Consider the following 26,060-nt stretch of genomic DNA (forward strand, 5'->3'; position numbering starts at 1 on the left):
TATGAAAAATCGTAAAATTGGATTTTTATTGCTCAGTGGCTTAATGGTAGGGCCTATTCTAGGTTCGGGTATCATTATATTACCTCCAGCAGTTTTTGATACAGCTGGAAATTACGCAATTTTTGCTTGGATGATTATGTTAGGTTTGAGTATGCTATTTGCTCATATGTTTGGAAAACTAAGCTTGATGATCCCTGGAGATTCAGGCGTACCTTTAGCAGTTGAAAGAGCGTTTGGGACCCAAATAAAGAATTTATCAGCCATTTTCTTTTTACTTGCAGTTTGTTTCGGACCAGTAGCTGTGTTAGGAACTGCAGGACATTATTTACAGCTACTTACTTCACAATCACTGTTTCATGAAAAATGGTTAGCACTCGGACTTTTATGTTTTGTGTATTTAATCTTAACAAGAAACATTACCGATGTTGGTAAATTTGCATTTATCATGTCCACGTTTATTGTTGTAACTTTATTAGTCGGAAGCTTGCACACATTATTTACAGTAGAAGGAAATATCACATTATCGAATCCGATTACTGTTTCTGATTTTGGTCAAAGCTTACTTCTGTTATTTTGGGCACTAATTGGGTGGGAAGTCATTGGTAGTTATTCCTTAGAAGTAAAAACACCTGAACGGACCATTCCAAAAGCAGTTGCTTTAAGCTTTTCAATTATTGCAGTTGTCAGTCTAACGGTTGCACTCGCTTTCCAATGGATTCACTCGGATTCAAAAAGTGCAGCAAATCAATCGTTGGCGCCATTACTTGAAAGCTTATTTGGCAATTGGGCGACTCCAATCATATCAACTATAACAATCGCACTCTGTATTAGCACTGTCTTACTTGTTATAGGAGCAGTATCAAGATTGATTTCGGATCAAGCTAAAAACGGATTGTTGCCATCATGGTTATCGTACAAAAATAAAAATAACGTTGCTACCCGTGGCTTACTTAGCTTGTTTTGTATTCATATTATTGTGTTTACATTATTCTTTTTGAACATTATTTCCATTCAGCAGCTAGTTGCAATTGCGAATGCTTTCTTCTTATGTAACGCTTTACTTGGCGTCTTAGCATGTATGCGTATTTTTGATTCATTATGGCTAAAAATAGGGTCAGCTATTCTAGCGATTTGTTTTTTTAGTATATTATTATTTTCGTCAATTTATATTTTATTAGCAATTGTAGTAGTAGCAGTCTATTTTGGTTGGCTGCAAAAAAAGGAGTCAATCAAGGAGCAAAAAATGTTTAGTCAGGTTGGAAATGACTTATAAGAAGTGCTGAATTGACAAAAAAATGATAAGTAATGTATAGAAAAGATCACCAATTTTAGGTGATCTTTTTCTTTTTTTATCTCAGAATTTTACTAGAAAAATATAGGAATTCACTAATATTTTGCTATTTCTTTGATAAAACTTGAAATCTATAATACTTTACTTTGAATAATTTGCTAGTTATAATGAAACAAATTTGATAATTAGTGTGTCCTTCGGGGTCGGGTGAGAGTCCCAACCGGCGGTGTTGTATAAAATTATTTTTATACTAAGCCCGTGAGCTGCATATGTTTTTTTATATGTTTGCTGATCTAGTTAGAATCTAGAGCCGACAGTATAGTCTGGATGGGAGAAGGATGGAGTGCATATATCAATACGAGTTTGATTTTTTTCAAATTATCGTTTGATATAGGCTTAGTTTGTTGTGTTTTTTAATCAATTGCACAACAATAAATGCGTAACAATCATGTAAATTTTATGAATTGTTTCCGCGTTTATTTAAGTATGCTTCCTTTCTTAAACATCTAAAGCCCCTTAAGTACATTCTTAAGGGGCTTTTTCACTTTTTCAAATTAATTTGAATTAGAGGGTGTGATAAGTTGGATCAACTATTTATGAAATTAGCTATTGAACTTGCAAACTCAACAATTGGGCAAACAAGTCCTAATCCACCAGTGGGAGCTGTAGTTGTAAAAGACGGTTCTGTTGTTGGCGTAGGGTGTCATGTAAAAGCAGGTGAACCACATGCTGAGGTTCATGCTTTACATATGGCTGGAACAAAATCGATAGGCTCAACCGTGTATGTAACATTAGAGCCATGCAGTCATCATGGTAGAACGCCACCATGTGCCGATTTATTAATTGAGAAAAAGGTTAAAAGAGTCGTCATAGCAGTGCAAGATGACAATCCCAAAGTTAGTGGAAAAGGATTTTCAAAGTTGAAACAAGCTGGTATAGAGGTCGAGGTCGGAGTTTGTCATGAGGAAGCAAAGAATTTATATAAAGGCTTCTTTACATTTATAAACAAAAAAAGACCGCATATTACTTTAAAAGCAGCGCTTAGCTTAGACGGAAAACTTTCCACATACTCAGGAGACAGTAAATGGATTACTGGTGCAAAAGCTAGAGAAAAAGTGCATGAGGAACGTCGAATACATGATTGTATATTAGTAGGTGTTGGAACTGTTCTTCATGATAATCCATCTTTAACAGTACGATTGGAAGAAGAAACTAGACAACCTGTTCGAGTCATTTTAGATTCGAGTTTAAGAACGCCAATTGATTCGAAAATAGCAAATACGATTGATGCTAAAACAATTATTTTTGTTGGTAATCAAATAACCGAAAAAGAATTGATTCCTTATCAAGAAAAAGGAATTGAAATGATAAAAACAAGTGAATCAAAAGTTAAGGTACGAGAAGTCATTTCTCTTTTAGCAGAAATGGGCTACCATTCGGTTTATGTAGAGGGTGGTAGTAAGATTCATACCTCATTCATAGAAGAAAACTTATTTGACGAACTAATATTATATTATGCACCTAAACTAATTGGTGGGATCCATAATGGTAATCTATTAAATGGTTTAGGTAATGAAATGATGAAGAATGTTCTCAATTTAACATTATTATCGGTTGAAACAATTGGAACTGATATTCGAATGCATCTTCAAAACGAGGTGAATTAACTTGTTTACTGGAATTGTAGAGGAAATTGGAACAGTCAAAAATACGGTCAATAAAGGACAAACACTAGTCCTAACAATACAAGCAAAAAAAATTCTAGAAGATGTTCATTTAGGGGATAGTATTTCGATCAACGGAGTCTGTCTGACAGTAACAAATTTTACGAAAGATGAATTTACAGTAGATGTTATGCCAGAAACCTATCAATCTACTAATCTAAAAATGTTATCAAATCATCATAAAGTGAATTTAGAACGAGCAATGGCTGCAAATGGAAGGTTTGGTGGACATATTGTTTCAGGACATATTGACGTAACCGGTGAAATTATTGCGATTAAACCTCTTGAAAATGCAGTTACTTATAAAATAAACATTCCAATGAGCTATTCAAAATATTGTTTACCAAAAGGGAGTATCACCATTGATGGTACAAGTTTAACAATATTTAAAGTTGAAAATGAAGTGATTACCATATCACTGATTCCTCATACTCGTTCTAATACAATATTGGGCAGTAAAAACGTAGGTGATACCGTTAATGTTGAATTCGACTTATTAGGTAAGTATGTCGAAAAAATGCTTGGATTGGATGAAGTAAAAAAAGACTCAAACATAACAACCTCATTTTTATCACAAAATGGCTATTTATAAAGGAGTAATGATATGTTCTCTAAAATAGAAGAAGCAATTGAAGATTTAAAAAAAGGCAGAATTGTCATTGTTTGTGATGATGAAGATCGTGAAAATGAAGGTGATTTTGTTGTCATTGGTGAGTATGCGACACCAGAGAATATTAATTTTATGGCGACCTATGGACGTGGATTAATTTGTGTCCCAATATCGGAGGAAATTGCAAATCAGTTTGAATTGATTCCAATGGTAACAGAAAATACGGATACACATGGGACAGCTTTTACAGTAAGTATTGATCATCACACTTCAACTACTGGTATTTCTGCATTTGAACGATCTAATACCGTTTTGCAATTGTTAAAAGAAGAAGGTAGTGCAAAAGATTTTCGTAGGCCAGGGCATATGTTTCCTTTAATTGCAAAAAGTGGTGGAGTCATTGAGCGACCTGGTCATACAGAGGCTGCGGTAGATTTAGCACGACTGTCGGGATCTAAGGAAGTCGGAGTCATCTGTGAAATTATGAATGATGATGGAACAATGGCAAGAGTACCAGAATTAATCAATATTGCTAAGAAGTTTCAGTTAAAAATGATTACGATTAAGGACTTAATTGCTTATCGACAGCAAAATGAAAGGCTAGTTAAGAGAGAGGTCGAAATTAAGTTACCGACTGATTATGGTGATTTTAAAATGATTGGTTATTCCAATACAGTCGACGAAAAAGAACATGCAGCCATTGTGAAAGGAAACATTGATGATGGTAAGCCAGTCCTTGTAAGAGTTCACTCGGAATGTTTGACAGGTGATGTGTTTGGATCATGTCGTTGTGACTGTGGACCTCAATTACATTCTGCATTAAATATGATTGAAGAAGAAGGAAGAGGCGTAATTGTTTATATGCGACAAGAAGGAAGAGGTATTGGGCTACTAAATAAATTAAAGGCCTATAAACTTCAAGAGGAAGGTCTTGATACTGTTGAAGCGAATCTTCATCTTGGCTTTGAAGCAGACTTAAGAAATTACGAAATTACTGCTCAAATTTTGAAGGACTTAGGGATTATGAAAGTCAATTTATTAACAAATAATCCACTAAAAATTGAAGAATTAAAAGCTTACGGGATTTCAATTAATGAGCGGGTTCCTCTGCAAACTGAAATGAAAGCAGATAACGAACAATATTTACAAACTAAACTTGAAAAAATGGGTCATTTACTAAACTACTAATAGGAGAGATTAATATGAAAATTGAAGGAAATTTAATAGGATCTGGATTGAAAATTGCAGTTGTCGTTGGACGTTTTAATGAATTCATTACGTCAAAATTACTTGGTGGTGCACAAGATGCATTACTACGCCATGGAGTAGAAGAATCAGATATTGATGTAGTATGGGTGCCAGGTGCATTTGAAATACCACTAATCTCTAAAAAACTGGCTGATACAAACAAATATCATGCGATTATTACGCTTGGTACGGTAATTCGCGGAGCAACAACTCATTATGATTACGTATGTAATGAAGTAGCAAAAGGAGTTGCTTCAATTTCACTACAAACTGGCATACCAGTCATTTTCGGTGTTCTAACAACTGAAAATATTGAACAAGCAATCGAAAGAGCAGGTACAAAATCAGGAAATAAAGGTTGGGATGCTGGTATATCTGCAATTGAAATGGCTAATTTATTACGAGAAATCAACTAATTTCATAATTAACTATATAGAAGAGAGGCAACCTTGCCTCTCTTTAATTATTTTTCGTCATTTGAATACATTCTTGAATTGCACTGATTACTAATTCTGGTTCGGATAGCTGAGGAAAATGCCCACTTTTAGTAGCTAAGATATGTTTACCTTGATTACTTAGTTGTACAAGATTCACTTGATTAGCTCTCCTGATTTGAAAAGCATGTTCAGGCATCATCTTTGGCATTTTATCTCCAGATAATACAAGTAACGGTACATCAGGGAAAGAACCTGCCTGCTGTATTTGTTTAGCTGTTTCTTCTACAAAATTTACTTCATTCCATTTTTTGTGGGATGAAAAAGAGTCGAAAGCTTTTAAAAATTTATTTATACCGCGGATAAGTGCACCTTGCGTTTCATTAATACTAACATCTTCTGGATGACTAGCATCCAACAAAACAACGCCTGCAATTTCTTCTGGATATTGTCTAGCAAACAAATTGGCATATATTCCACCTAAAGAGTGCCCAACTAATATATAAGGAGGGCTAACGTTTATTTCCTTAAGTAGTTGTCTGAGTGTGTTTACAATAGAAATCCCATGTTGCGGACTTTTAGGCAGATCGCTTTTACCTACACCTAATCGATTATATGCTAACACAGTAGTCGCTTCTGCTAACTCGTGAAATACTTTGTACCACCCTTCAATTGGACCACTTCCTCCATTTATGAGGATTACTGTAGGTACTCCTTCACCTAATTGAGCAAATTCTATCATACCGCTATTCGTAAAAATTTTCTTCTTTTGAATCGGTTTCATATTGCACCTCTTTATTTTTTATTGATTGTGATCACCATAGATTCATTGCGTGTAACCCAAATGTGATTAAAATGATTACTGTGTTAGATGAATTGATTGATAAAAATGAAGGATGAATAGAATACTAATTTTCGAATGGAGCACTTGATACATTACGAAAGTTTGCCGCGAATACTAGCACTCCGATAGTACAAACTTCCCTAAGCAAAAGGAGTATTTCGTTCACTATGAAGAACGCATGTGTAAGTGGAATAAGTAGAGCTACAAAATTGTCTGTTTCCAATATTATACAATAACTTATATAGCTAGACTGCCTTTGTTATCATTAAAAAGATCGACAGAACATCGAATATTTACCAACTTATGCGTTAGTTACAAACATCATGTACTTTTCATTCAGTTACAAACCTAAGCAATCAGAATCAATACTTGAATTTGAATCTGATTGCTTAAATAGTTATGTCTTGTTTTTTAATTAATTTTTAAGAGCTAGATGATTTCTACATTACTATCTAGCGCTATTTATAATAATGGTTTATCTATAAATATATTTATAGATAAACCGTTATTTTGTAATTTGTTTTATCGATATACTTGTTTTAAAATTCAGTTTGTAAGACAAAATCATTTAGGAGGAAACTTATATGTCAAAAAAAGTGTTAATGGTTGTGACTAGCCATTCAAAGATAAATAATGAAAAAGAAACAGGGATTTGGTTATCGGAGTTTGCAGAAGCTTATGTTGAATTTAATAAGCAAGGCTTCGATGTAACGGTTGCTAGTCCACTTGGTGGAATGGCTCCTATTGATCCAAATAGTATTGATGGTCGCACACCACAAGAGATGATTGAAATGAAAGAGATTTTGCAGAATACAAATAAGATAGAAGACATTCATTTTAGTGAATATGATGCAGTTTTCTTACCAGGTGGGCATGGTACGATGTATGACCTACCAAACAACTTAAAACTTCAAACTGTAATTCGTGATTTATATGAAGCGAATAAAATTGTAGCAGCAGTTTGTCATGGACCAGCGGGGCTGGTTGGCGTAACTTTATCAAACGGTCAGCCATTAGTTGCTGGAAAACAGGTTAATGCGTTTACTGATGCTGAGGAAAAAGAAGCTGGTATGGATCAAATGATGCCATTTTTATTAGAAAGTAAGCTACGTGAGCTTGGTGCACACTTTGTAACAGCTCCAAATTGGAATTCTCATGTAGAAGTAGATGGCAATCTTATCACTGGTCAAAATCCACAATCTACCTTAGCAGTTGTTCATGCAGTAATTGAAAAACTTGCATAATAGATTAAAAGGTTGATATCTTCTAAGAAGATATCAACCTTTTATATTTACTTAAATAAAAAATTATAAAAGGAACATAGTAGTATTGGATTTGAAATTTCAAAGGTGTTTTTACATTGTTGATTCGAGGTAATTTAATTATCTCGTATAATGATTTCGCATTTGAATCTTTTTGTTAATATTGTTTATACTCATATTTAAATAGTACACTGTGATTTAAAAGATATTGAGACAATTTTTTAATAGATAATGCCAAAAACTATACGTTAAGAAAGGAAATAAAATGGTTGATTTTGAATGGTACCGGAGCTTTATTAGTATTTACAAACATAATTCTGTTTCTGAAGCTGCCAAGGAAAGAATGATGACACAACCAGCGATGAGCCAGCATTTATCAGCTTTAGAAGCAGAAGTCGGGCAACCTTTATTTAATCGAATCTCTCGTAAAATGATACCGACTGAAAGAGGGAAAGAGTTTTATTCAGAAATTGTACCTTTAATCGAAGCGTTAGAGAATAAAACACTGGAGCTTAAATTGATCACTTCACCTACTTGTCCTATCATTCGATTTGGATCGGCAATTGAGTTTTTTCAGGAACGAATTCAACCTATATTAAATAATGAAAATTTCCGTTTTATTGCTCACTTTGGTTTAGCTTCTGAATTAATCGAGGCATTAAAAGAGGATAAAGTAGATCTGATTGTTACATCCAAAAAATATCAACAATTAGGAATAGAGTATACTAGTCTATTTGAAGAGGAGTTTGTTTTGGTTGCTCCAAAAGAATTAATGATTCCTGATTTTCAGAATAAGGTTGAAGTGGAAAATTGGTTAAATGAACAAAACTGGTTAAGCTATGGTTTAGACTTACCAATTATTAGAAGATTTTGGAGAGAATTTTTCAATAAGCGACCTCAAATCAGACCGGTTCATATCATCCCAAATTTACATGCATTATTAAATAGCGTTGAAATGGGATTAGGAATTACGTTGATTCCTACTTATTTAATTGAGAGCGCAATGAATGATCAGAAAGCCAAAACGATATTGACAAATTATAAAATACCGAACGAACTCTTCCTTGCTTATCAAGTAAAACATAAAAGTTCACCTGAGATTATTGAAATGATGAATACAATAAAAGAAGCATGTGAATCGCGATAGTTACTTAAACGTAAAGTATCTAAATATCGTGATAAAAATCAAAAAGTATTTTTGAGTTAATGTGGTATAGAGAATCAGAAATTTAATTATATCAATGGCAATTTTTCAAATAACCTCAATGAAGTCTGTTTTTTCATACAGTAAAAAGCACTTTTTATATTCACTGTAAAAGGTGTTTTTTTTTAGCAAAAAAACTAAGTATAGGTTTATTCGTTATATTTGTTTAACAGTGAAACTATATGGTAGTGTTAAGAAAAAACGCAGTGATTTTAATTTTGAAAAAATTTGTTAACACGTTCGTTTAACGGACTTTACTTGGAGGGTAATTTAGAAAATGCTTTTTATTATCATTTTATTGGTGGTCATTATGATTGCCTATCTGTTTATGAATAACTATCCACATTTCGGTAAGACATACTCAAAAGAGAAACAGCAAACCTTTCAACAGTTAGAGAACTATCAAAATGGAAAATTTCAAAATCAAATACCAACTAGTATGAGTACAGACTTGAGAACTACTTATACAATGTTAAGAGATTTTGTAAAGAGTAATCCAAACAGAAAACCAAGTGTTCTAATTCCAATGACAAATATGAAGAAGTTCATTTTGTCAGATCAAGATGAAGCAAAAATAACTTGGTTTGGACATTCGGCTGTACATATAGAAATCGATAAAAAGAATATTTTAGTTGATCCAATGTTTGGTAATGTCCCATCACCATTCCCTCAGTTTGGAGGAAAACGATATAGTGGAGGTTTACCATTTGAGATAGCTGATTTACCAGTTATTGATGCAGTAATTTTGTCACATGACCATTATGATCATTTGGATTTTGGAACAATCAAAAAAATAAAACATAAAGTAAAACATTTCATTGTTCCACTAGGAGTAAGGGGTCACCTTGAAAGGTGGGGTGTTGAAACAGATAAAATATCAGAACACAATTGGTGGGATGAATTTTCATTTGAAGGCTTAACAATTGCTTGTACACCTGCAAGGCATTTTTCAGGGAGAAGTCTAACAGATCGGAATGCTTCTTTATGGTGTTCTTGGATTATTATGAGCAATCAGCATAAAATCTTTTTTAGTGGTGATAGTGGTTATGCGTCGCATTTTAAGGAAATTGGTGAAAAATACGGTCCGTTTGATGTTGCATTAATGGAATGCGGTCAATATGATGAACGCTGGTCTGCGATCCATATGTTACCTGAGGAAACAGTCCAAGCATTTATTGATGTGAAGGGGGAAGTGTTGATTCCTATTCATTGGGGTGCATTTACGCTAGCATTTCATGATTGGTATGACCCAATTGAAAGAGTATTGAAAGCTGCTAAGCAAAATAACTTACACATTGCTACGCCTAAAATAGGTGAATTGATGAATATTAGTACAAAAGAATTTCCAACTTCAATTTGGTGGAAATGATACTGTTGATGAAGGATGTTCCGTCAGTATATAGAATTATTACTACATTATAGTAGAAAGAAGTGATGATGATGGGCGTTTTAAAGGAAAGTGCGCAAATTGTACAAGACGTGATAATACAATCAGGGTATAACAATCAAGTAATTGAATTACCACAGAGTGCCAGAACTGCACAAGAAGCAGCAGATGTGTTAAATTGCAAAGTAGCTCAAATTGCCAAATCAATTATCTTTCGATTAGTGGAGAGTAATCAACCTGTATTAGTGATTGCAAGTGGTGTAAACCGAGTAAATGAACAACAAATCGAATTGCTGTTGAATCAAAAATTAGGTAAAGCTGATGCAGAATTTGTTCGTGTACACACTGGGTTTGTAATAGGTGGCGTATCACCAATAGGGCATAAAAATACATTATTAACGTTTATAGACGAAGACTTATTTCAATATGAAGAAATTTGGGCTGCAGCCGGCCATCCAAAAGCAATCTTTCAACTAACACCAAAAGAACTGCTTGAGATGACGAAAGGGACAGTAGTAAATATAAAATAATTAGATTTTATTAGACATATAAATGTATGGATACGAAGTTAGCATTTTTCGAGTCATGACATATTTATATGTCTTTTTTATTTATGGAAATAATGATCTTTATGAAAGAGGGTAGAAACTAGAGATGGAAAACTTTATTTGTACTACTTGTGGAGTCCAATATGAAGGCTCAATTAATCATCCGAATAATTGTTTAATCTGTAATGAAGAACGACAATATGTAAACCCTAATGGTCAGTCATGGACCACATTAGAATCTATGAAAATGGGAACCTATCAAAATTCCATTATACTTGAGGAGCAAGGATTATATAGTATAAAAACAAGTCCTAAATTTGGAATCGGTCAAACAGCCTATCTAATTCAAATGGATGGATTCAATATTTTATGGGATTGTATCACTTTACTTGACGATCACACGATAGAAGCGATTAATCAGTTAGGAGGAGTTGATGCAATAGCGCTATCTCATCCGCATTATTATTCAAGCCAAATCGAGTGGGCTGAGGCTTTTGATGTCCCTATTTATATACATGAAGATGACAGAGAATGGGTTGTAAGGACTAGTGACCGAATTATTTTTTGGTCTGGAGATACACATGAATTACATAAGGAAATTATGCTCCATCGGTTAGGAGGTCATTTTAAGGGAGGTGCAGTTTTAGAATGGAAAAATGGAAATAATCAAAAAGGGATTTTATTAACGGGAGATATTATACAAGTTGTTGCCGACCCGAATTGGGTTAGCTTTATGTACAGTTATCCAAATCTAATCCCACTTCCAGCAAGCAAGGTTCAGGAAATTTCAAATGCTGTTAATGAGCTGACATTTGATAGAATATATAATGCGTTTCATGGAGTCGTAACATACGATGCTAAAAATGTAGTAAGAAAATCAGCCAGAAGATATATAGATGCATTAAATGGTAAGCTGTTTAACACTTAAATTATTTCTTACAGACTAACCGCCAAACCTTTGCTTTCTTCGTTGTTTCGCCTGTCTAAGGTGCTCATTACCGACCGTCTAAGGTAAGTCCGCTCCTCATCAGGCTTCACGCCTCGAAAGACAAGCGTTTTCAATCAGTCTGAAACTCTTAGTTTTTGTACTTTGTCTACAAACTGAAATAAGGACCTTTGTAAGGTCCTTATTTGTTTTATTAATTTTGTTTATTCATTTAATGATAGCTGTTGTTCCTTCTGAATCTTATTTTGTTTGAATGCAGATACAAGTAATACAATAGTAGAAACAGATGCAATCCAAACTAATATGACCATTGAATGACTGAATGATAATTCCTTTCCAAAATAGAAGATTTCTCTTAAACCATCAGCGCCAAATCGCATCGGAACCCATGAGTAAATCCAATCATGTGTGAATTTTGGTAAAAGCTCTGGAGCCATTCCAATAATTGATCCTGCAAAGAAGAAAATTAGAGCGAATAGACCAACTCCTCCAAAACCAACCCAAGACATAACTGCAGATATTAATATATGGAAACTAAAGTATGCAATCGTTAAATATAGTGCAGTATCTATAAAGTTAGGTATTGTAAAGCCAATCCAATCAGCCATTAATGTAATCCCGAATCCAGCTACAAATGCTAAAATAATAGCTAAAGCTACTTGTTCAAGTATTACTTTTAATTTATTAACTGATGTTGTCATATTTGTTTTCTTTTTACCTAAAAAGATAATAACTGCCCCAATTAAGCTAGACATCCATAAAGGGGTAATTAAAATGACCGGTGCATTTCCATTTGCAGTATGTGTACCAATTTCATTTACATTTTCCATTTTATTTAATATTGGACTTGCTAAAACACTAGCTTGTTTTGCTGAAATTAAAGTGTTATTTTTCTCTAATTCGCTCAAAACTTCAGTACGTATATTCATACTTAATTGGTTCACTACATTGTTTAGGATTTGGCCTGCCATTGTAGATGCATTGGCATTCATCCCTTGATTTAACAATACTTTTATCTCGATAGGAGATGGATTAGCGGTCTTTAATGTAGCTTGTTTTTGACTTAAATCCTTTGGAAGAATCAGTGCTGCATAAAACTTTTTATCATCTAAGCTTTTTCTTACTTTATCTTCACTAGACACTTGAATCCAATTAACAGCACTCTCCTTTTGGGAGTTTGTTACTTCATTTATTTTTGAAACCATGATCTTACCTAGATTGATCTCATCTTTTGTTGGAACAGTAATTCCTTCATCTTCATTTACAATAGCTATGGGCAGGTTTTTTGGTGTCGGGTTAACGGATGATGCTAAAGTAAGTGAAAAAATAACGACAACAACTAATACTATAATTGGAGCAAGTAACGCTTGTTTTTGTTTTAGTAAATTCATTTATTTGCCTCCTTATTGCTATGCTTTGGTAAATTACTAAACACCGTGTTGACTATTATCATGAAGAAATATTACAATGAATTTTAATTAATCACAATAACCAATAAAATAGAAAATGTTCATTAATGAACACTTTCTAACAATATGTCTAGTGAAATGAAAAAATGTAAAAGGATGCTAATAATGACGCAAACATTACGTGAAATAAAGGTGGCAAAAACAAAACAATTAATTAGAGATACATTCGTAGAATTAATTGAAGAAAAAGGATTTGAATCAATTTCAGTAAGAGATATTACAATGAAGGCTGGCTTAAATCGAGGGACTTTTTACCTTCATTATCAAGATAAGTATGATCTAATGGAAAAGAACCAAACTGAAATACTTGTTGGTTTAAAAGATGCTATGAAGGATATGAATCCGTCGGACCTCTTTGAGCATTACTCAAATGATTTGAAATATCCGCCAATAATAAAGGTATTTGAATATCTAACAGAAAATGCTCGATTTATCAAAGTGCTTATTAGTTCGAAAGGTGATCCAGCATTTCCAAAGAAAATGAAGAATATATTAAAAACTGCGTTATATGAGAAGTTAGTAAAGTTAATTGGTACTGAAAATTCGCTGACGATACCGTATGAGTATTCTACTGCTTTTATTTCTTCAGCCTTTTTTGGTGTAATTGAACAATGGTTTGAGAAAGATGTTCCTCATACACCAGAGGAGATGGCAGTTGTCCATTTGAAGATTGTTAAATTTATGAGTCAAATCCTTGGTGGAATGGTTAAATAAACTTAAGAGAACATTTTTAAAAAAAAGAATGCGTTGAATTGCACTCCAGGATGCTCGCTTTCCATGGGGTGGGCGCTGAGCCTCCTCGGCGCGTTCGCGCCTGTGGGGTCTCAGCTGTCCCACAGTTCCCATAGGAGTCGAGCATCCTTGCGTTCCATTCTATTTCTAAATTAAAACAAAAATCATTTCTTAAAAGTTCTATTCATCTAATAATGTTTATATAAAAAGGAATGCTTGAATACCACTCCAGGATGTTTGCTTTCCATGGGGTTGGCGCTGAGCCTCCTCGGCGCGTTCGCGCCTGTGGGGTCTCGGCTGTCCGACAGTTCCCATAGGAGTCGAGCATCCTTGCGTTCCATTCTATTTCTAAATTAAAACAAAAATCATTTCTTAAAAGTTCTATTCATCTAATAATGTTTATATAAAAAGGAATGCTTGAATACCACTCCAGGATGTTTACTTTCCATGGGGTTGGCGCTGAGCCTCCTAGTCCCACAGGATGTGGGTTATGCATGCATTACAAAACAAGAAGACCAAATCATATACGATTTGGTCTTCTAAAATTATTTGTCTAATTATATATTTATTATCTGAATCCAAACCCATTAATGAATCATGACCTTGTTTCAGAAATTGCAGTGCGAACTTTTTCAAATGAGGCTTTTGCTTTGTGTTCATTTAATATCATAACGTTAACGTATAAAGCATCGATAATACTTAATTGAGCAATTCTAGATGCAAGTGCTTCGGGACGGTATTCTGTTTCTTCTGATGAGGTATAAAGGGCTACGTCTACATTTTGACTTAATGCTGATTTTGGGAATCCAGTAATTCCAATCGTTTTGGCACCTGAGTCTTTTAATACTTGTAGTATACGAATGGTATCTTTGTTTGAACCTGAATGGGAGATGACGATTGCTAGGTCATCTTTTGTAAGCTGTGAAGCGGCCATTAATTGGAAATGTGAATCTGTGTATGAATTTGCTTTTATGCCAGTTCGAATGAATTTATGAAATGCGTCCATAGCAATAACGGATGAGCCACCTATTCCATAAAGCTCAACACGGTTGGCAGAAAGAATTAATTCTACTGCTTTTTTAAATGAAGAACCTTCCAAAATTTGTGCTGTATTTTCTAATGTTCTTATATTAGATTTGAATATTTTATTAGCGATTGTAATTTCATCGTCGTTTTCATTGATCTCTTCATGAATTTGTTGAATAGGTGTCATAATCTCCGTCGCAAGTGCAATTTTTAGAGCTTGATAGCCTTTAAAACCAATTCGTTTGCAAAATCTGAAAACGGTTGCATCAGCGACGTTTAAAATCTCAGCAATTTCAGTAATGGTACTGTGAATGATATGTTTTGGATTTTGTAGTATATAATCTGCAATCTTTTTTTCTTTGTCACTTAATCGTGCATAGTAAGAACGGATTTTGCCTAAACTGTTGGTTTGTTCCATCGTTTTACACCCTTCAAATTGTTTATAAGATAACATAAAATTTAAGCTTAATAGTGTTCGTTTTTAGAAAATAAACTCTTTAATCTTATTATATAGTAAAGAATCAGATTTTTTAAATGATATGAAAACCCTTTCTTGTGAAAAATTTCTTTTATGCCTAATAGTAACAAAGAAAAATTTTTTAATTAGACATTATTTTATGGATAAAAATATTATTTATTACGGCATGCAAAGAAAATACCAAATCTAAGAATAGGCGGAAAGATAAATGCTTGAGCATTATGATAATTCTCAATATATTTGTATAATGTCTGACAAGTTAAATGACTAAATGATTACAAAAAATAGTCTAAAAGAAAGAGTCCTTTTTTGGGACGCTTTGTCTTTTTTTAACAAATTTTATTTCCCTTAGGTACATCTACTTAATTCGTAAAAGTATTAGAGGATATTAATTTTCAAGAAAGAATACATAGATAGATAAAGAGAAATAGAGGATGCTTAAGGGGGGCGAATAATGTTAGAAGGTGAAATCATTAAATTTTATCGAGAAAAAATGGGTCTTACTCAAGCCATGCTTGGGGAAGGGATATGTACAACGACGCATGTTAGTAAAATTGAACGAGGAAAAACTGCATATTCACCTGACATTATTACCTTATTTTCAGAAAGACTAGGAATTGACATACATCAAGAAATACAGTCGTTTCATCTCATAGAAAATCTACTTAATCAATGGCATGATGCATTGATTATGAAAAAGGGACAACAAATAGAAGCTTTAAAAACAGAGCTTGATCAAATGCCTTTTATTGCTTACACACAATATGCTGCACATTATTCTTTATTAAAAGCTCGATATTATTTTCATCATCAGAATTTAGAATTAGCATTTCAAACAATTAATGATGTACAAAAAGATTTTTCTGAGCTATCTGCGTTTGAAAAAAACTTACTATATCACTTACAAGGAATGTATTATATTCAGATTAATGCTAGTTCAAGTAATGAAGATCATCAAAAAGCGATACAAATATTAAAAAAAATCAATATAGATGAATACAGAAATGAAGAATACTATTACCATTTAGGGATTGCTTATCATTATGGAAAATCCAAAATATTGGCTTATAAATATACAGAATTGGCATTAGCATATTTTAAAAGAACGAATAACTACTTATTAGCGATTAGTGCTGAAACAGTCATGCTACTTCAATATGGTAGTGAGGTTGAAATGGATTTTATTGAAACCGTTAAAAGGTATACAGATTTAATACATAATTGTGAAATACTAGGCGCACGTGATCGTAAGGCAATTCTGTTAAATAATCTGGGCGTTAAGTACTTTAAAAGACAAGAATATGATAAGGCACAAGAATACTTTGAGAAAAGTATGAATGAAACAGAGAATCAGCAATCTATTGTCTATTTACGACGCTTATGTAACTATCTTGAAGCAAGTACGGAAGGTGCATTATTACAAAAAGACATTCTAATAAAGAAGCTCAAAATCGGTGCTAGTTTAGCAAAACTGTTAAAAAGTCCAGTTCATACTATTTTAATTAGATTATTTAAATTGAAAGCTGAAAAAAATGACAGTAAGTACTATCAATTTTTAGTTGATGAAGCACTGCCATATTTTTATTCAACTAATAATAATTTTTATATCGAGCAATATGGAAAGCAGCTTTATTTATATTATATTGAGACGAACCAATATCAAAAAGCAACTGAATTAGCCCAATCTGTTATTGTGTAAAAAAATATGAAATACATAGATGTTTAGACCTAACTAGACTTCTATGTATTTTTTTATTTTATTTTGCGTAAAAATTTTAAAACACATTACATTATATTAGTCATTATAAAACAAATAGAAAATTAAAAAATTGGTTTATTTATGGTGAATCCTCGTAGGAAAATTTGTTGATTCGTGTCGAAAACAGAGAAGACATTGATAGAATCCTAGATAAATAACCCAATTGATAATGCCCATCTTATTTTTCATAATAAAACTAATATAAATGAAGTTTGTTCAGGTGAAATTGAAGTTCAAGAGTAAGTCATTGATTTCAAAACATCGTTCAATTTTTTAGTAGATCTTAGACAATGATAAATGGGAGGAAGAAAAATGGGGAAACGTGTAGAGAAAACGAAGTTAATAAAAAGCCTTACAGTATTAGCCCTATCATCAAGTATTGTTTTATCTCCACTTGGTCAAACAATGGAGGTTTCTAAAGCAGCAAGTAGTACGAAGTCTGAAGATATATTAGCAAATTTAACAACTGAACAAAGAAATGCTTTACATCAAATGTCAGTAAATGAGGGTTCTGATCAACAGATTTCTTCAGACATAGATTTAACATCAGCAAATCAAATAAATGTAATCGTTGAATTTACAAATAAACCAGCAAAAGTAGCACAGATTGAAGCAGGTGTAGAAGGGAAAACATTGACTGAAAAGGATGCTTCAAAATTAGTTGATGAAGATCATTCTACTTTTACAAATGAAGTTGGACAAGTATTAACAGATGATAAACATAAAAAAATAAATTATAAGATTCATCGTTCATATAAGCATGCATTTAGTGGAGTCTCAATGAGTCTACCAGCCAATCAAGTTCAAAATCTTTTAAAATCAAAAGTTGTTAAGAAGGTTTGGAGTAATGAGAAGTTTACCATTGATCCACCAATTGAGAACCAAGAAAATAAGCAATTAAAAGCTGATGAATTTAATGTAGCAAACTATTCACCATATGATAGTTTAGATCGTTTACATGCAGAAGGATACACAGGTAAAGGAGTTAAAATTGGTATTCTAGATACTGGAATGGACTATAACCATCCTGATTTAAAGGATGGATATAAGGGCGGATATGATTTTGTTGATAACGATAGTGATCCAATGGAAACAACATATGAGGATTGGAAGAAATCAGGTCAACCAGAAGTAAACGGAGGTACTTATTATACGGAACATGGTACACATGTAGCGGGAATTATCGGTGGACGTGGCGTAGTAGATAGCGAGTATTCATCTATTGGTGCTGCACCAGAGGCAGATCTTTATGCATACCGTGTTTTGGGCCCTTATGGTAGTGGAACGAGTGAAGGCATTATTGCCGGAATTGATAAGGCAGTGCAAGATGGAATGGATGTTATTAACATGTCTCTTGGCGCAACATTAAATGATCCACTTTATGCAACTTCAATTGCCGTAAACAATGCTGTTTTAAGTGGTGTTACAACTGTTGTAGCTGCGGGTAATAACGGTGATAAAATGTGGACACTTGGTTCTCCGGGTTCTGCCGCATTAGCATTAACGGTAGGTGCCTCATCTGTTGCAATTGATATTTATCAATATACTGGTTCTTTTGATGGGAAAGATTATAAGTTAAGACAATTAACGAAAAATTATAAAGATGATCTATCAACTTTAAAAGAGAAAAAGATTGAAATCGTGGATGTAGGACTAGGAGATCCAAAAGGCTATTCAGGTAAAGATGTAAAAGGAAAATTTGTATACATGAACCGAGGTGTTTATACATTAGATTCTAAAGTTGCTTATGCAAAAGCTCAAGGTGCTGTAGGTGTGGTTATGGCAAATGACGAAGCAAACAAAGCAGAAGGAGCAATCCAAACATTTTTAGGTGAATCAATGAATGCGATTCCTTCGTTTTCAGTATCGTTTGAAGAAGGACAAGTGATTACAACTGCTATTAAGGCCGGTAAAACAGAATTCACATTTGGTGATTTTAGTAAAATTCAAACAGCATCTGATGAACTGGCAGCATTTAGTTCAAGAGGTCCTTCTAAAGTGAATTATGATATTAAACCAGAAGTAACTGCTCCCGGTGTTTCGATTCTTGCAACAGTTCCATTTTATATAAATGATAAAACCGTCGATGGTTCGAAACCGGAAGATTATCAGTATGCATATGCACGACTATCAGGCACTTCAATGGCTACACCTTATGTAGCAGGTGTATCAGCATTATTACTTCAATCAAATAGAGACCTTGAACCGGCTGATGTTAAATCGATTTTAATGAATACAGCAGATCCATTATCTAAGGATTATAGTGTATTTGAAGTAGGAAGTGGTCGAGTTGATGCATATGAAGCAATTCACTCAAATGTGGAATTACAAGTAGTTGATAAAACGCCGACTATTATTAATGGAAAACAAAAATCGATAAAAGAATTAACAGGCGGAATTAGCTTTGGTTCTTTTGGATTTGATGATCAAGATGTATCGGATTTACGAAATGTTACGCTAAAAAATCGTAGTGAAAAAGCGAAAACGTTTAACGTAGATGTTAAATTTCAGACAGGCACTCGAGGCTCATTAGACGCGGCAAAAAACAATGTAACGTTAGATGGTCCTACTTCAGTGAAGGTAAATGGAATTAGCTCAAAAACTATTAATCTCAAACTCAACATTCCGAAAACAGCAGAAAAAGGATCGTATGAAGGATATATTACGTTTACGAATAACGAAGATCCAACAGAACAATATCAAATTCCATTCGGTGGAAGAGTAGTGAATGAAGGAATTGATCTCTTTAAAGCAGATCCAACGTTTTCAACTGATACCTCATGGCCAGCAAATTCGTTTCCGTTTCTTGGTTTTGAATTCTCTATAAAATCCGAAATGAAGACATTGGATGTTTTATTACATGATCCAATTACAGGTGAAGACCTAGGTTTAGTTGGTTCATTCACGCCTATCACATTAAATGAAAACCAGGAATATTATATTGGAAGAGGATTTAATTCTATTTTCTATCCATTCACAGGAGACTCTAAAAATCCAATTAGTAATGAACCGAGCTTTGCAAAACCAGGTCATTATCAATTAAAAATGGTTGGAACGAATAATCAAGGGAAATCATTCTCAAAAGTATCAGATTTCATCTATGACTTAGCGGCTCCAAAAATGAAGTCTAGTTTTGATTCATTAGATCAAAAGGTAATTGAATATAAAGATAGTCAATTTGATGAAAATGGACAATTCTTATACGACTTTAACATTAACTTACATGATCCAGAAACAGAAGAAGCAGCTTACTTAGGTCTTGATCAATCAAGTAACTCGATTGTTTCGTTTTACAATAGTCCATTTCCTGCGAATCCAATAAAGACAGATAAAGACGGAAATTACACTGACCAAATTTTAGTGAGAAAGCAATCTGCACCATTGCAAGTTCAGTTTTATGGTTTTGATGCAGCGAGAAACTTTACTGCAAATGCAACTAATATGTTAAGAGTCGTGTTCGTGGATCAAAATTTACCTTATTACTATTTAAAAGCAAATAAACAAAATGTTAATACAGGTGATGTTGTTAACTATACTGTTCGTTCTAATAATGTCAAAAAGTTAAAAACGACTAAAATTACAATGAGAAATTATGATTACGCTTCAGTTGAAAATGTAGTCGTAAATGATGCAGTTAAAAGGTATGGTGACGCGGAGGTTAGTTTAGTCTCTACACCATCGAATTATACTTTTACTTTTACTTATTTAGGTGATAAAGAATTACCAGAAGATTTACCGTTATTTAATTTTGACCTAAAAACGTCTGACAAGTTTACGAAAGATAGTCCTTACTGGTATGGCATGAGTGCTTCAACGATTGACCAAGCAAACGTAAAGGCGGAAGATGTTTACGCTTATATGGAAAATTTTAAAGTTAAGCCTACTTTTTCAAGATTACAAGGAGTAATACAAGTTGAGGGTGGAAAAGACCCAATTACTGGTGATACGAATTATGCAGTTGATCTAAGTAAAACTAACTCAAAAGTAACAGTTACTTCCTACGACGGAAAAACAGTTGTTGAAGTCCCAATTATCGATAAATATGGTTCATATAATGCTGATGGTATTAAACCTGATAAAAATGCCTATACATTAACAGTAAATGTACCTGGTCATTTTACGATGAACCAAAAAGTTGTTTTATCTGATGAAGTTCGTGGGGAAACAATCGGCAAGTGGTATAGATATAGTTTATCAACAGCCGCGGCTGGGGATGTAAATAAAGATGATGTAATTGATGTTTTAGATGCTATTGAAGTTCAAAATTTCTGGGAAACTAACAAAGCTTCTGCAGATTTTAACTTTGATAAAGTAGTAGATTCTAAGGATATGAATTACATTATCAAAAACTTTGGATTACAAAATCCGACTGTGAATAATGCGTCAAAAGCTAAGAATTCCTATAAAGGAAAAACATTGGACAGTATTTTAAAAGAGCTAGGAATGAAGTAGGACAGGGAAAATAGTAGTGAAATATTTATAAGATAGGTAATTAGACTAGAAAAGGGAGACCATTTTTATGGTTTCTCTTTTTTTATTAAAATTTGGGCTATCTTGGGTTTTTTTTAGCATTTTTTATAAGAGAATATGCCAAATTTTGAAAAAGAGTATGGTAAAGCGTTGCTATTTTAGGGACTCATTAACCCAATTGACCCTAATTTGAATATTCTTGATAATTGAAATAGACAAAGTAAGCTTTAGTGAATAGAAAGAAAATGATTGCTGAAGGGTTTGATAACTTTAGTATTCAAATTGCAAAAATCATTAAACTTTACTTTTAGTTGAGAGATTTTTAGGAGGATGAACAATGGGGAAAAGAGTAGAAAAGAAAAAGTTTTTAAAAAGCTTTACGGTTTTAGCTCTATCATCAAGTTTTGTTATGGCTCCACTTTCACAAGTGACAAATGTGTCAATCGCTGCAAGTAAAACAAAGACAGAAACAATTCTTGCCAATTTAACTTCACAGCAAAGAGCTGCACTTAAAGAACTTTCAACGAACGAACAGACAGGACTACAAATTTCTGAGGAAATTGATCAAACGACTACTAGACAAACATCAGTTATTGTAGAGTTTTCTAATAAACCAGCAAAAGTTGCCCAAGTCGAAGCTAAGGTTGAAGGAAAGTCATTAACAGAAGCAGAGGCATCAAAATTAGCTGAGCAAGACCATGTAACTTTTAGTAATGATGTGGGACAAGTATTAACGGATGAGAACAATAAGAAGGTAGACTTTAAGATTAAACGCTCTTATAAACACGCATTTAATGGTGTTGCATTGGATCTACCAGCAAATCAAATAAAGAATCTATTAAAATCAAAAGCTGTTAAAACAGTTTGGAGTAATGAAAAATTTATGGTTGATCCTCCAAAAGAGCTAGAAAAAACTGAAGAATTAAAAGCAGATGAATTTAATATTGCGAACTATACGCCATATGATGGATTAGATCAGTTGCATGCGGAGGGGTTAACTGGAAAAGGAATTAAAATCGGAATTCTTGATACAGGTATTGATTACAATCACCCAGATTTAAAAGACGCATATAAAGGCGGATATGACTTTGTAAATGATGATAGCGATCCAATGGAAACTACATATACAGATTGGGTTAAAGCTGGAAAACCAGGATCTGCAAATGGTGCAGACTATTATACTGAACACGGTACACATGTTGCAGGTATTATAGGTGGGCGAGGAGTATCAGATAGTGAATATAAACAAGTAGGTGCTGCACCAGAATCTGATCTGTATGCTTACCGCGTACTTGGTCCAGGTGGAAGTGGTTCAAGTGATGATATTATTGCTGCGATTGATAAAGCAGTGAATGATGGCATGGATGTTATTAATATGTCATTAGGTGCTTCACTAAATGATCCACTATATGCAACTTCTGTAGCAGTTAATAACGCTGTGCTTAGTGGAGTAACGACTGTTGTAGCAGCGGGGAATAGTGGAGATAAAATGGATACATTAGGTTCTCCTGGAGCTGCCGCATTGGCTTTAACAGTTGGCGCGTCATCAGTGGCGATTGATCTTTATCAATTTAGTGGAGTGCAAAATGGTAGTGACTACAATATTAGGCAATTAGCACAAAACTACTCAGATGACTTAACAAGCTTGAAAGGAAAAGCATATCAACTTGTAGATGTTGGATTAGCAAGTCCGGCTGACTTTACAGGTAAAGATGTAAAGGGAAAAGTTGCTTACATCCAACGTGGCACGATTGCCTTAATTGATAAAATCAAAAATGCCAAGGCTGCGGGTGCAGTAGGCGTTTTAATGGCTAACAATGTTGAAAACAAAAATGAAGGAGCAATTCAAGCATTTTTAGGTGAATCGGTTGATGCAATTCCTTCCTTCTCAGTTTCATACGATGAAGGTTTAGCAATCACAGAATCCATTAAGTCTGGTAAAAATGAGTTTACATTTGGCGAATTTTCTAAGATTCAAACAGCTTCAGATGAATTAGCTGCATTTAGTTCAAGAGGACCATCTCGAGTGAATTACGATATTAAACCGGAAGTAACTGCACCAGGTGTATCAATTCTTTCAACTGTTCCATTTTATGTAAATAATAAGACGGGTGATGGAACAAAACCAGAGGATTATCAATATGCGTACGAGCGCTTATCAGGAACTTCAATGGCGACACCATATGTTGCAGGTGTATCAGCTTTATTACTTCAATCAAATAAAGGGCTTGAACCAGCAGATATTAAATCAATCTTAATGAATACAGCCGACCCATTATCAAACGCTTATAGCGTATTTGAAGTAGGGAGCGGGCGAGTTGATGCGTATGAAGCAATTCACTCCAATGTAGAATTAGAAGTTGTTGATCAAACGCCAACAATTGTAAATGGAAAACAAAAAATGATGAATGAATTAACTGGTGGAATGAGCTTTGGTTCATTTGGATTTGATGAAAATGATATTTCAGAAGCGCGTAATATTACTTTGAAAAATCGAAGTGAAAAAGCCAAAACATTTAGTGTAGATGTGAAGTATCAAACAGGATTAAGAGGTTCAAAAGATGCCGTTTCAAATAACGTTACTTTAAGTGGACCTTCATCAGTTAAATTAAATGGGATTAGTTCAAAATCGATAAAATATAGCTTAAACATACCAAAAACAGCTGAAGTAGGAACATATGAAGGCTATATTACTTTCAAAAATAATGCAGACCCAACTGAGCAATATCAAATCCCATTTGGCGTACGTGTTGTAGAAGAGGGTATCCAAACATTTGATTTATTTAACCCACTTTACTCAAATAAAATTACAAATCCAACTTATGCCTATCCATTTATGGATGGAAAAGTTGAATTAAAAACACATATGAAAACGCTAGATGTGGTGATTCAAGATCCGACAACCGGGGAAGATTTAGGTTTAATTGGTTCATTCAATACTTCAGTAATGGCAGAAAATCAAGTTTACAATATTGGTAGACTTGTTGGAGCAACTTACTATCCATTCACAGGAGATGCCAAAAATCCAATTAGTAGTAAATACGAATTAATTAAACCAGGACATTATAAATTAAGATTAGTTGGAACTAGTCCAAGTGGAAAATCATTTGCTGCTGCAAAAGACTTTATGCTGGAATATGGGGTGCCAAAATTAACATCTAGCTTTGATAAATTAGAGAAGAAGGTAATTGAATATAAAGATAGTCAACTAGATGAAAACGGACAATTCTTATATGACTTCAACTTAAATATAAATGATCCAGAGATCGATGAAGCAGCTAGCAAATATGGTATACCTGTAGATCAATCAGATAATACATTTGTTTACACGTATAACTCATTCTTCCCATCACAACCAATTCATGTGGATAAAAATGGTGATTATAAAGATCAAATTTTAGTAGATAGTAAATATCCAACTTTACCACTAACATTCTATGGTATGGATGCTGCACTTAACCCTACTTCTCAACTAAAAGTAGTGTTTGTTAAAAATACAACACCTTATTATTATTTAAAAGCAAATCAAACGAATATTACAACTGGTGATACAGTAAATTACTCAGTTAGTTCAAATAATGTACAAAAATTGAAAACGTCTAAAATAACGATGCGAGTATTTAATAATCAAGGAATCATTGAAAATGTAAAAGTGAATAATGCAGTTAAGCAATATGGTGATGCAGAGATTTCAGTAACATCTAAAGCTGTTTCAGCGGATTTATCAGAATACATTTTTACTTTTACGTATTTAAGTGAAGACAAGTTACCAAAAGATTTACAGCTATTTAATTTCGATGTAAAAACACTTGATAAAAGTTTTACAACAGGAACTGCAATTCAGTCGTGGAATATTAGCGGATCAACGATTAACCAATCGAATGTAGAGACAAACAATGTATTAACTTATATTGAAGATTATCAAGTAAAACCAACAGTTTCTAAACTGACAGGAACACTACAAGCTGAAGGTACAAAGAATCCAACTACAGGTGAAACAAATTATGCAGTGGATCAAAGAACAGTTGGTGCAAAAATTACATTAACATCATACGACGGTAAAACTATATTAGAAGCGCCAATTACTTCAAAACAAGGTGACTATGCATTTGACGGAGTTAAGGTTGATTCCAAACCATATACATTAAAGGTAGATGTACCAGGACACTTTACAATGACTCAAAAAATGGATCAATTATTTGATAATATTCGTGGCGATTTAATAGGTAGACAGCTTCGTTACTTATTAGATGTTGCAGCAGCTGGAGATGTGAATAAAGACAATGTAATTGATGTCCTAGATGCGATTGAAATCCAAAAATATTGGGGAACAAATAAAGTAACAACGGATGTAAACTTTGACAAAGTGATTGATGAAAAAGATATGAATTATATCGTAAAGAACTTCGGTGAGACAAATCCATCAGTTTCAAATGCGCCAAAAGCTAAAAATTCATATAAAGGGGCTACATTGGACGGTATTTTAACTGAGTTAGGGTTGAAGTAATAGGAATAAAGTCAGTATATGAGTTATGTAAGAGAGAAGCCATTTTTGGCTTCTCTTTTTTGGTGAGAACTGGAATTATTTACATAAATGTATTTTATTTTGGTTACATTATTTGAATAAA

17 protein-coding genes and 1 riboswitch are annotated in these 26,060 nt (G+C 33.5%); of the genes, 14 read left to right on the forward strand and 3 right to left on the reverse strand.

All coding sequences use genetic code 11. The features are described from left to right. Position 1: 1 nt before the first annotated feature. From ABID96_RS03510 to ribH, 5 genes are all read left to right on the forward strand, one after another. The gene (locus tag ABID96_RS03510) at positions 2-1,273 is read left to right on the forward strand and encodes an APC family permease (protein ID WP_192600840.1); all 1,272 of its coding nucleotides are present in this window, start codon (positions 2-4) and stop codon (positions 1,271-1,273) included. A gap of 207 nt (positions 1,274-1,480) precedes the next feature. After that, positions 1,481-1,634, forward strand: a riboswitch (FMN riboswitch). Positions 1,635-1,872: 238 nt separating this feature from the next. Continuing rightward, the gene (gene ribD / locus ABID96_RS03515; RefSeq protein ID WP_377896634.1) at positions 1,873-2,958 is read left to right on the forward strand and encodes a bifunctional diaminohydroxyphosphoribosylaminopyrimidine deaminase/5-amino-6-(5-phosphoribosylamino)uracil reductase RibD; all 1,086 of its coding nucleotides are present in this window, start codon (positions 1,873-1,875) and stop codon (positions 2,956-2,958) included. 1 nt (position 2,959) lies between these two features. Continuing rightward, positions 2,960-3,607, forward strand: a complete 648-nt coding sequence (gene ribE / locus ABID96_RS03520) for a riboflavin synthase (RefSeq protein WP_192600841.1) — start codon at positions 2,960-2,962, stop codon at positions 3,605-3,607. Between the two features lie 12 nt (positions 3,608-3,619). Beyond that, a complete protein-coding gene (locus ABID96_RS03525; protein WP_192600842.1) occupies positions 3,620-4,813 on the forward strand; it encodes a bifunctional 3,4-dihydroxy-2-butanone-4-phosphate synthase/GTP cyclohydrolase II in 1,194 nt (397 codons plus the stop codon). A gap of 14 nt (positions 4,814-4,827) precedes the next feature. After that, on the forward strand, positions 4,828-5,289 hold the full coding sequence (ribH, locus tag ABID96_RS03530) for a 6,7-dimethyl-8-ribityllumazine synthase (RefSeq protein ID WP_087999656.1): 462 nt from the start codon (positions 4,828-4,830) through the stop codon (positions 5,287-5,289). Between the two features lie 43 nt (positions 5,290-5,332). Here the strand turns inward: ribH and ABID96_RS03535 are convergent, their stop codons facing one another. Next, the gene (locus tag ABID96_RS03535) at positions 5,333-6,091 is read right to left on the reverse strand and encodes an alpha/beta fold hydrolase (RefSeq protein ID WP_192600843.1); all 759 of its coding nucleotides are present in this window, start codon (positions 6,089-6,091) and stop codon (positions 5,333-5,335) included. A 644-nt stretch (positions 6,092-6,735) separates the two neighbouring features. On the opposite strand from ABID96_RS03535, the gene ABID96_RS03540 reads away from it, so the two are divergent. From ABID96_RS03540 to ABID96_RS03560, 5 genes are all read left to right on the forward strand, one after another. Continuing rightward, positions 6,736-7,395, forward strand: a complete 660-nt coding sequence (locus ABID96_RS03540) for a type 1 glutamine amidotransferase domain-containing protein (protein WP_192600844.1) — start codon at positions 6,736-6,738, stop codon at positions 7,393-7,395. A 283-nt stretch (positions 7,396-7,678) separates the two neighbouring features. Beyond that, the gene (locus ABID96_RS03545) at positions 7,679-8,560 is read left to right on the forward strand and encodes a LysR family transcriptional regulator (RefSeq protein ID WP_192600845.1); all 882 of its coding nucleotides are present in this window, start codon (positions 7,679-7,681) and stop codon (positions 8,558-8,560) included. Positions 8,561-8,894: 334 nt separating this feature from the next. Next, positions 8,895-9,986: an MBL fold metallo-hydrolase gene (locus tag ABID96_RS03550; protein WP_192600846.1), complete on the forward strand. Its 1,092-nt coding sequence runs from the start codon at positions 8,895-8,897 to the stop codon at positions 9,984-9,986. 71 nt (positions 9,987-10,057) lie between these two features. Then, positions 10,058-10,534: a YbaK/EbsC family protein gene (locus ABID96_RS03555; RefSeq protein WP_377896635.1), complete on the forward strand. Its 477-nt coding sequence runs from the start codon at positions 10,058-10,060 to the stop codon at positions 10,532-10,534. 124 nt (positions 10,535-10,658) lie between these two features. Further along, positions 10,659-11,480 (forward strand): MBL fold metallo-hydrolase, encoded by an 822-nt coding sequence (locus ABID96_RS03560; RefSeq protein WP_192600847.1) that lies wholly within the window; start codon positions 10,659-10,661, stop codon positions 11,478-11,480. A gap of 221 nt (positions 11,481-11,701) precedes the next feature. On the opposite strand, the gene ABID96_RS03565 is transcribed toward ABID96_RS03560, so the two are convergent. Next, positions 11,702-12,889, reverse strand: a complete 1,188-nt coding sequence (locus ABID96_RS03565; protein WP_192600848.1) for a YhgE/Pip domain-containing protein — start codon at positions 12,887-12,889, stop codon at positions 11,702-11,704. Between the two features lie 183 nt (positions 12,890-13,072). Between ABID96_RS03565 and ABID96_RS03570 the strand changes: the two genes are divergently transcribed. Next, a complete protein-coding gene (locus tag ABID96_RS03570) occupies positions 13,073-13,681 on the forward strand; it encodes a TetR/AcrR family transcriptional regulator (protein WP_192600849.1) in 609 nt (202 codons plus the stop codon). Positions 13,682-14,294: 613 nt separating this feature from the next. Here ABID96_RS03570 and ABID96_RS03575 read toward each other — a convergent pair. After that, on the reverse strand, positions 14,295-15,143 hold the full coding sequence (locus ABID96_RS03575; protein ID WP_087999666.1) for a MurR/RpiR family transcriptional regulator: 849 nt from the start codon (positions 15,141-15,143) through the stop codon (positions 14,295-14,297). A gap of 514 nt (positions 15,144-15,657) precedes the next feature. Between ABID96_RS03575 and ABID96_RS03580 the strand changes: the two genes are divergently transcribed. The 3 genes from ABID96_RS03580 to ABID96_RS03590 all read left to right on the forward strand — a co-directional run bounded on the left by ABID96_RS03580 (position 15,658) and on the right by ABID96_RS03590 (position 25,939). Next, positions 15,658-16,902 (forward strand): helix-turn-helix domain-containing protein, encoded by a 1,245-nt coding sequence (locus ABID96_RS03580; RefSeq protein ID WP_192600850.1) that lies wholly within the window; start codon positions 15,658-15,660, stop codon positions 16,900-16,902. A 372-nt stretch (positions 16,903-17,274) separates the two neighbouring features. Continuing rightward, positions 17,275-21,414 (forward strand): S8 family serine peptidase, encoded by a 4,140-nt coding sequence (locus ABID96_RS03585; RefSeq protein ID WP_192600851.1) that lies wholly within the window; start codon positions 17,275-17,277, stop codon positions 21,412-21,414. A gap of 355 nt (positions 21,415-21,769) precedes the next feature. Continuing rightward, a complete protein-coding gene (locus ABID96_RS03590) occupies positions 21,770-25,939 on the forward strand; it encodes a S8 family serine peptidase (RefSeq protein WP_192600852.1) in 4,170 nt (1,389 codons plus the stop codon). Positions 25,940-26,060 lie beyond the last annotated feature (121 nt).

This window comes from Gottfriedia sp. OAE603, from assembly GCF_040543965.1.
GTDB classification, from domain to species: domain Bacteria; phylum Bacillota; class Bacilli; order Bacillales; family Bacillaceae_G; genus Gottfriedia; species Gottfriedia solisilvae.

Bases quoted from the DNA above. Each gene is read 5' to 3' on its own strand.
- ABID96_RS03590 (WP_192600852.1), top strand. From the start codon at position 21,770: ATGGGGAAAAGAGTAGAAAAGAAAAAGTTTTTAAAAAGCTTTACGGTT.
- ABID96_RS03525 (WP_192600842.1), top strand. From the start codon at position 3,620: ATGTTCTCTAAAATAGAAGAAGCAATTGAAGATTTAAAAAAAGGCAGA.
- ABID96_RS03540 (WP_192600844.1), top strand. From the start codon at position 6,736: ATGTCAAAAAAAGTGTTAATGGTTGTGACTAGCCATTCAAAGATAAAT.
- ABID96_RS03565 (WP_192600848.1), bottom strand. From the start codon at position 12,889: ATGAATTTACTAAAACAAAAACAAGCGTTACTTGCTCCAATTATAGTA.
- ABID96_RS03535 (WP_192600843.1), bottom strand. From the start codon at position 6,091: ATGAAACCGATTCAAAAGAAGAAAATTTTTACGAATAGCGGTATGATA.
- ABID96_RS03550 (WP_192600846.1), top strand. From the start codon at position 8,895: ATGCTTTTTATTATCATTTTATTGGTGGTCATTATGATTGCCTATCTG.
- ABID96_RS03580 (WP_192600850.1), top strand. From the start codon at position 15,658: ATGTTAGAAGGTGAAATCATTAAATTTTATCGAGAAAAAATGGGTCTT.
- ABID96_RS03570 (WP_192600849.1), top strand. From the start codon at position 13,073: ATGACGCAAACATTACGTGAAATAAAGGTGGCAAAAACAAAACAATTA.
- ABID96_RS03585 (WP_192600851.1), top strand. From the start codon at position 17,275: ATGGGGAAACGTGTAGAGAAAACGAAGTTAATAAAAAGCCTTACAGTA.
- ABID96_RS03560 (WP_192600847.1), top strand. From the start codon at position 10,659: ATGGAAAACTTTATTTGTACTACTTGTGGAGTCCAATATGAAGGCTCA.
- ABID96_RS03510 (WP_192600840.1), top strand. From the start codon at position 2: ATGAAAAATCGTAAAATTGGATTTTTATTGCTCAGTGGCTTAATGGTA.
- ABID96_RS03545 (WP_192600845.1), top strand. From the start codon at position 7,679: ATGGTTGATTTTGAATGGTACCGGAGCTTTATTAGTATTTACAAACAT.
- ABID96_RS03575 (WP_087999666.1), bottom strand. From the start codon at position 15,143: ATGGAACAAACCAACAGTTTAGGCAAAATCCGTTCTTACTATGCACGA.
- ribH (WP_087999656.1), top strand. From the start codon at position 4,828: ATGAAAATTGAAGGAAATTTAATAGGATCTGGATTGAAAATTGCAGTT.
- ABID96_RS03555 (WP_377896635.1), top strand. From the start codon at position 10,058: ATGGGCGTTTTAAAGGAAAGTGCGCAAATTGTACAAGACGTGATAATA.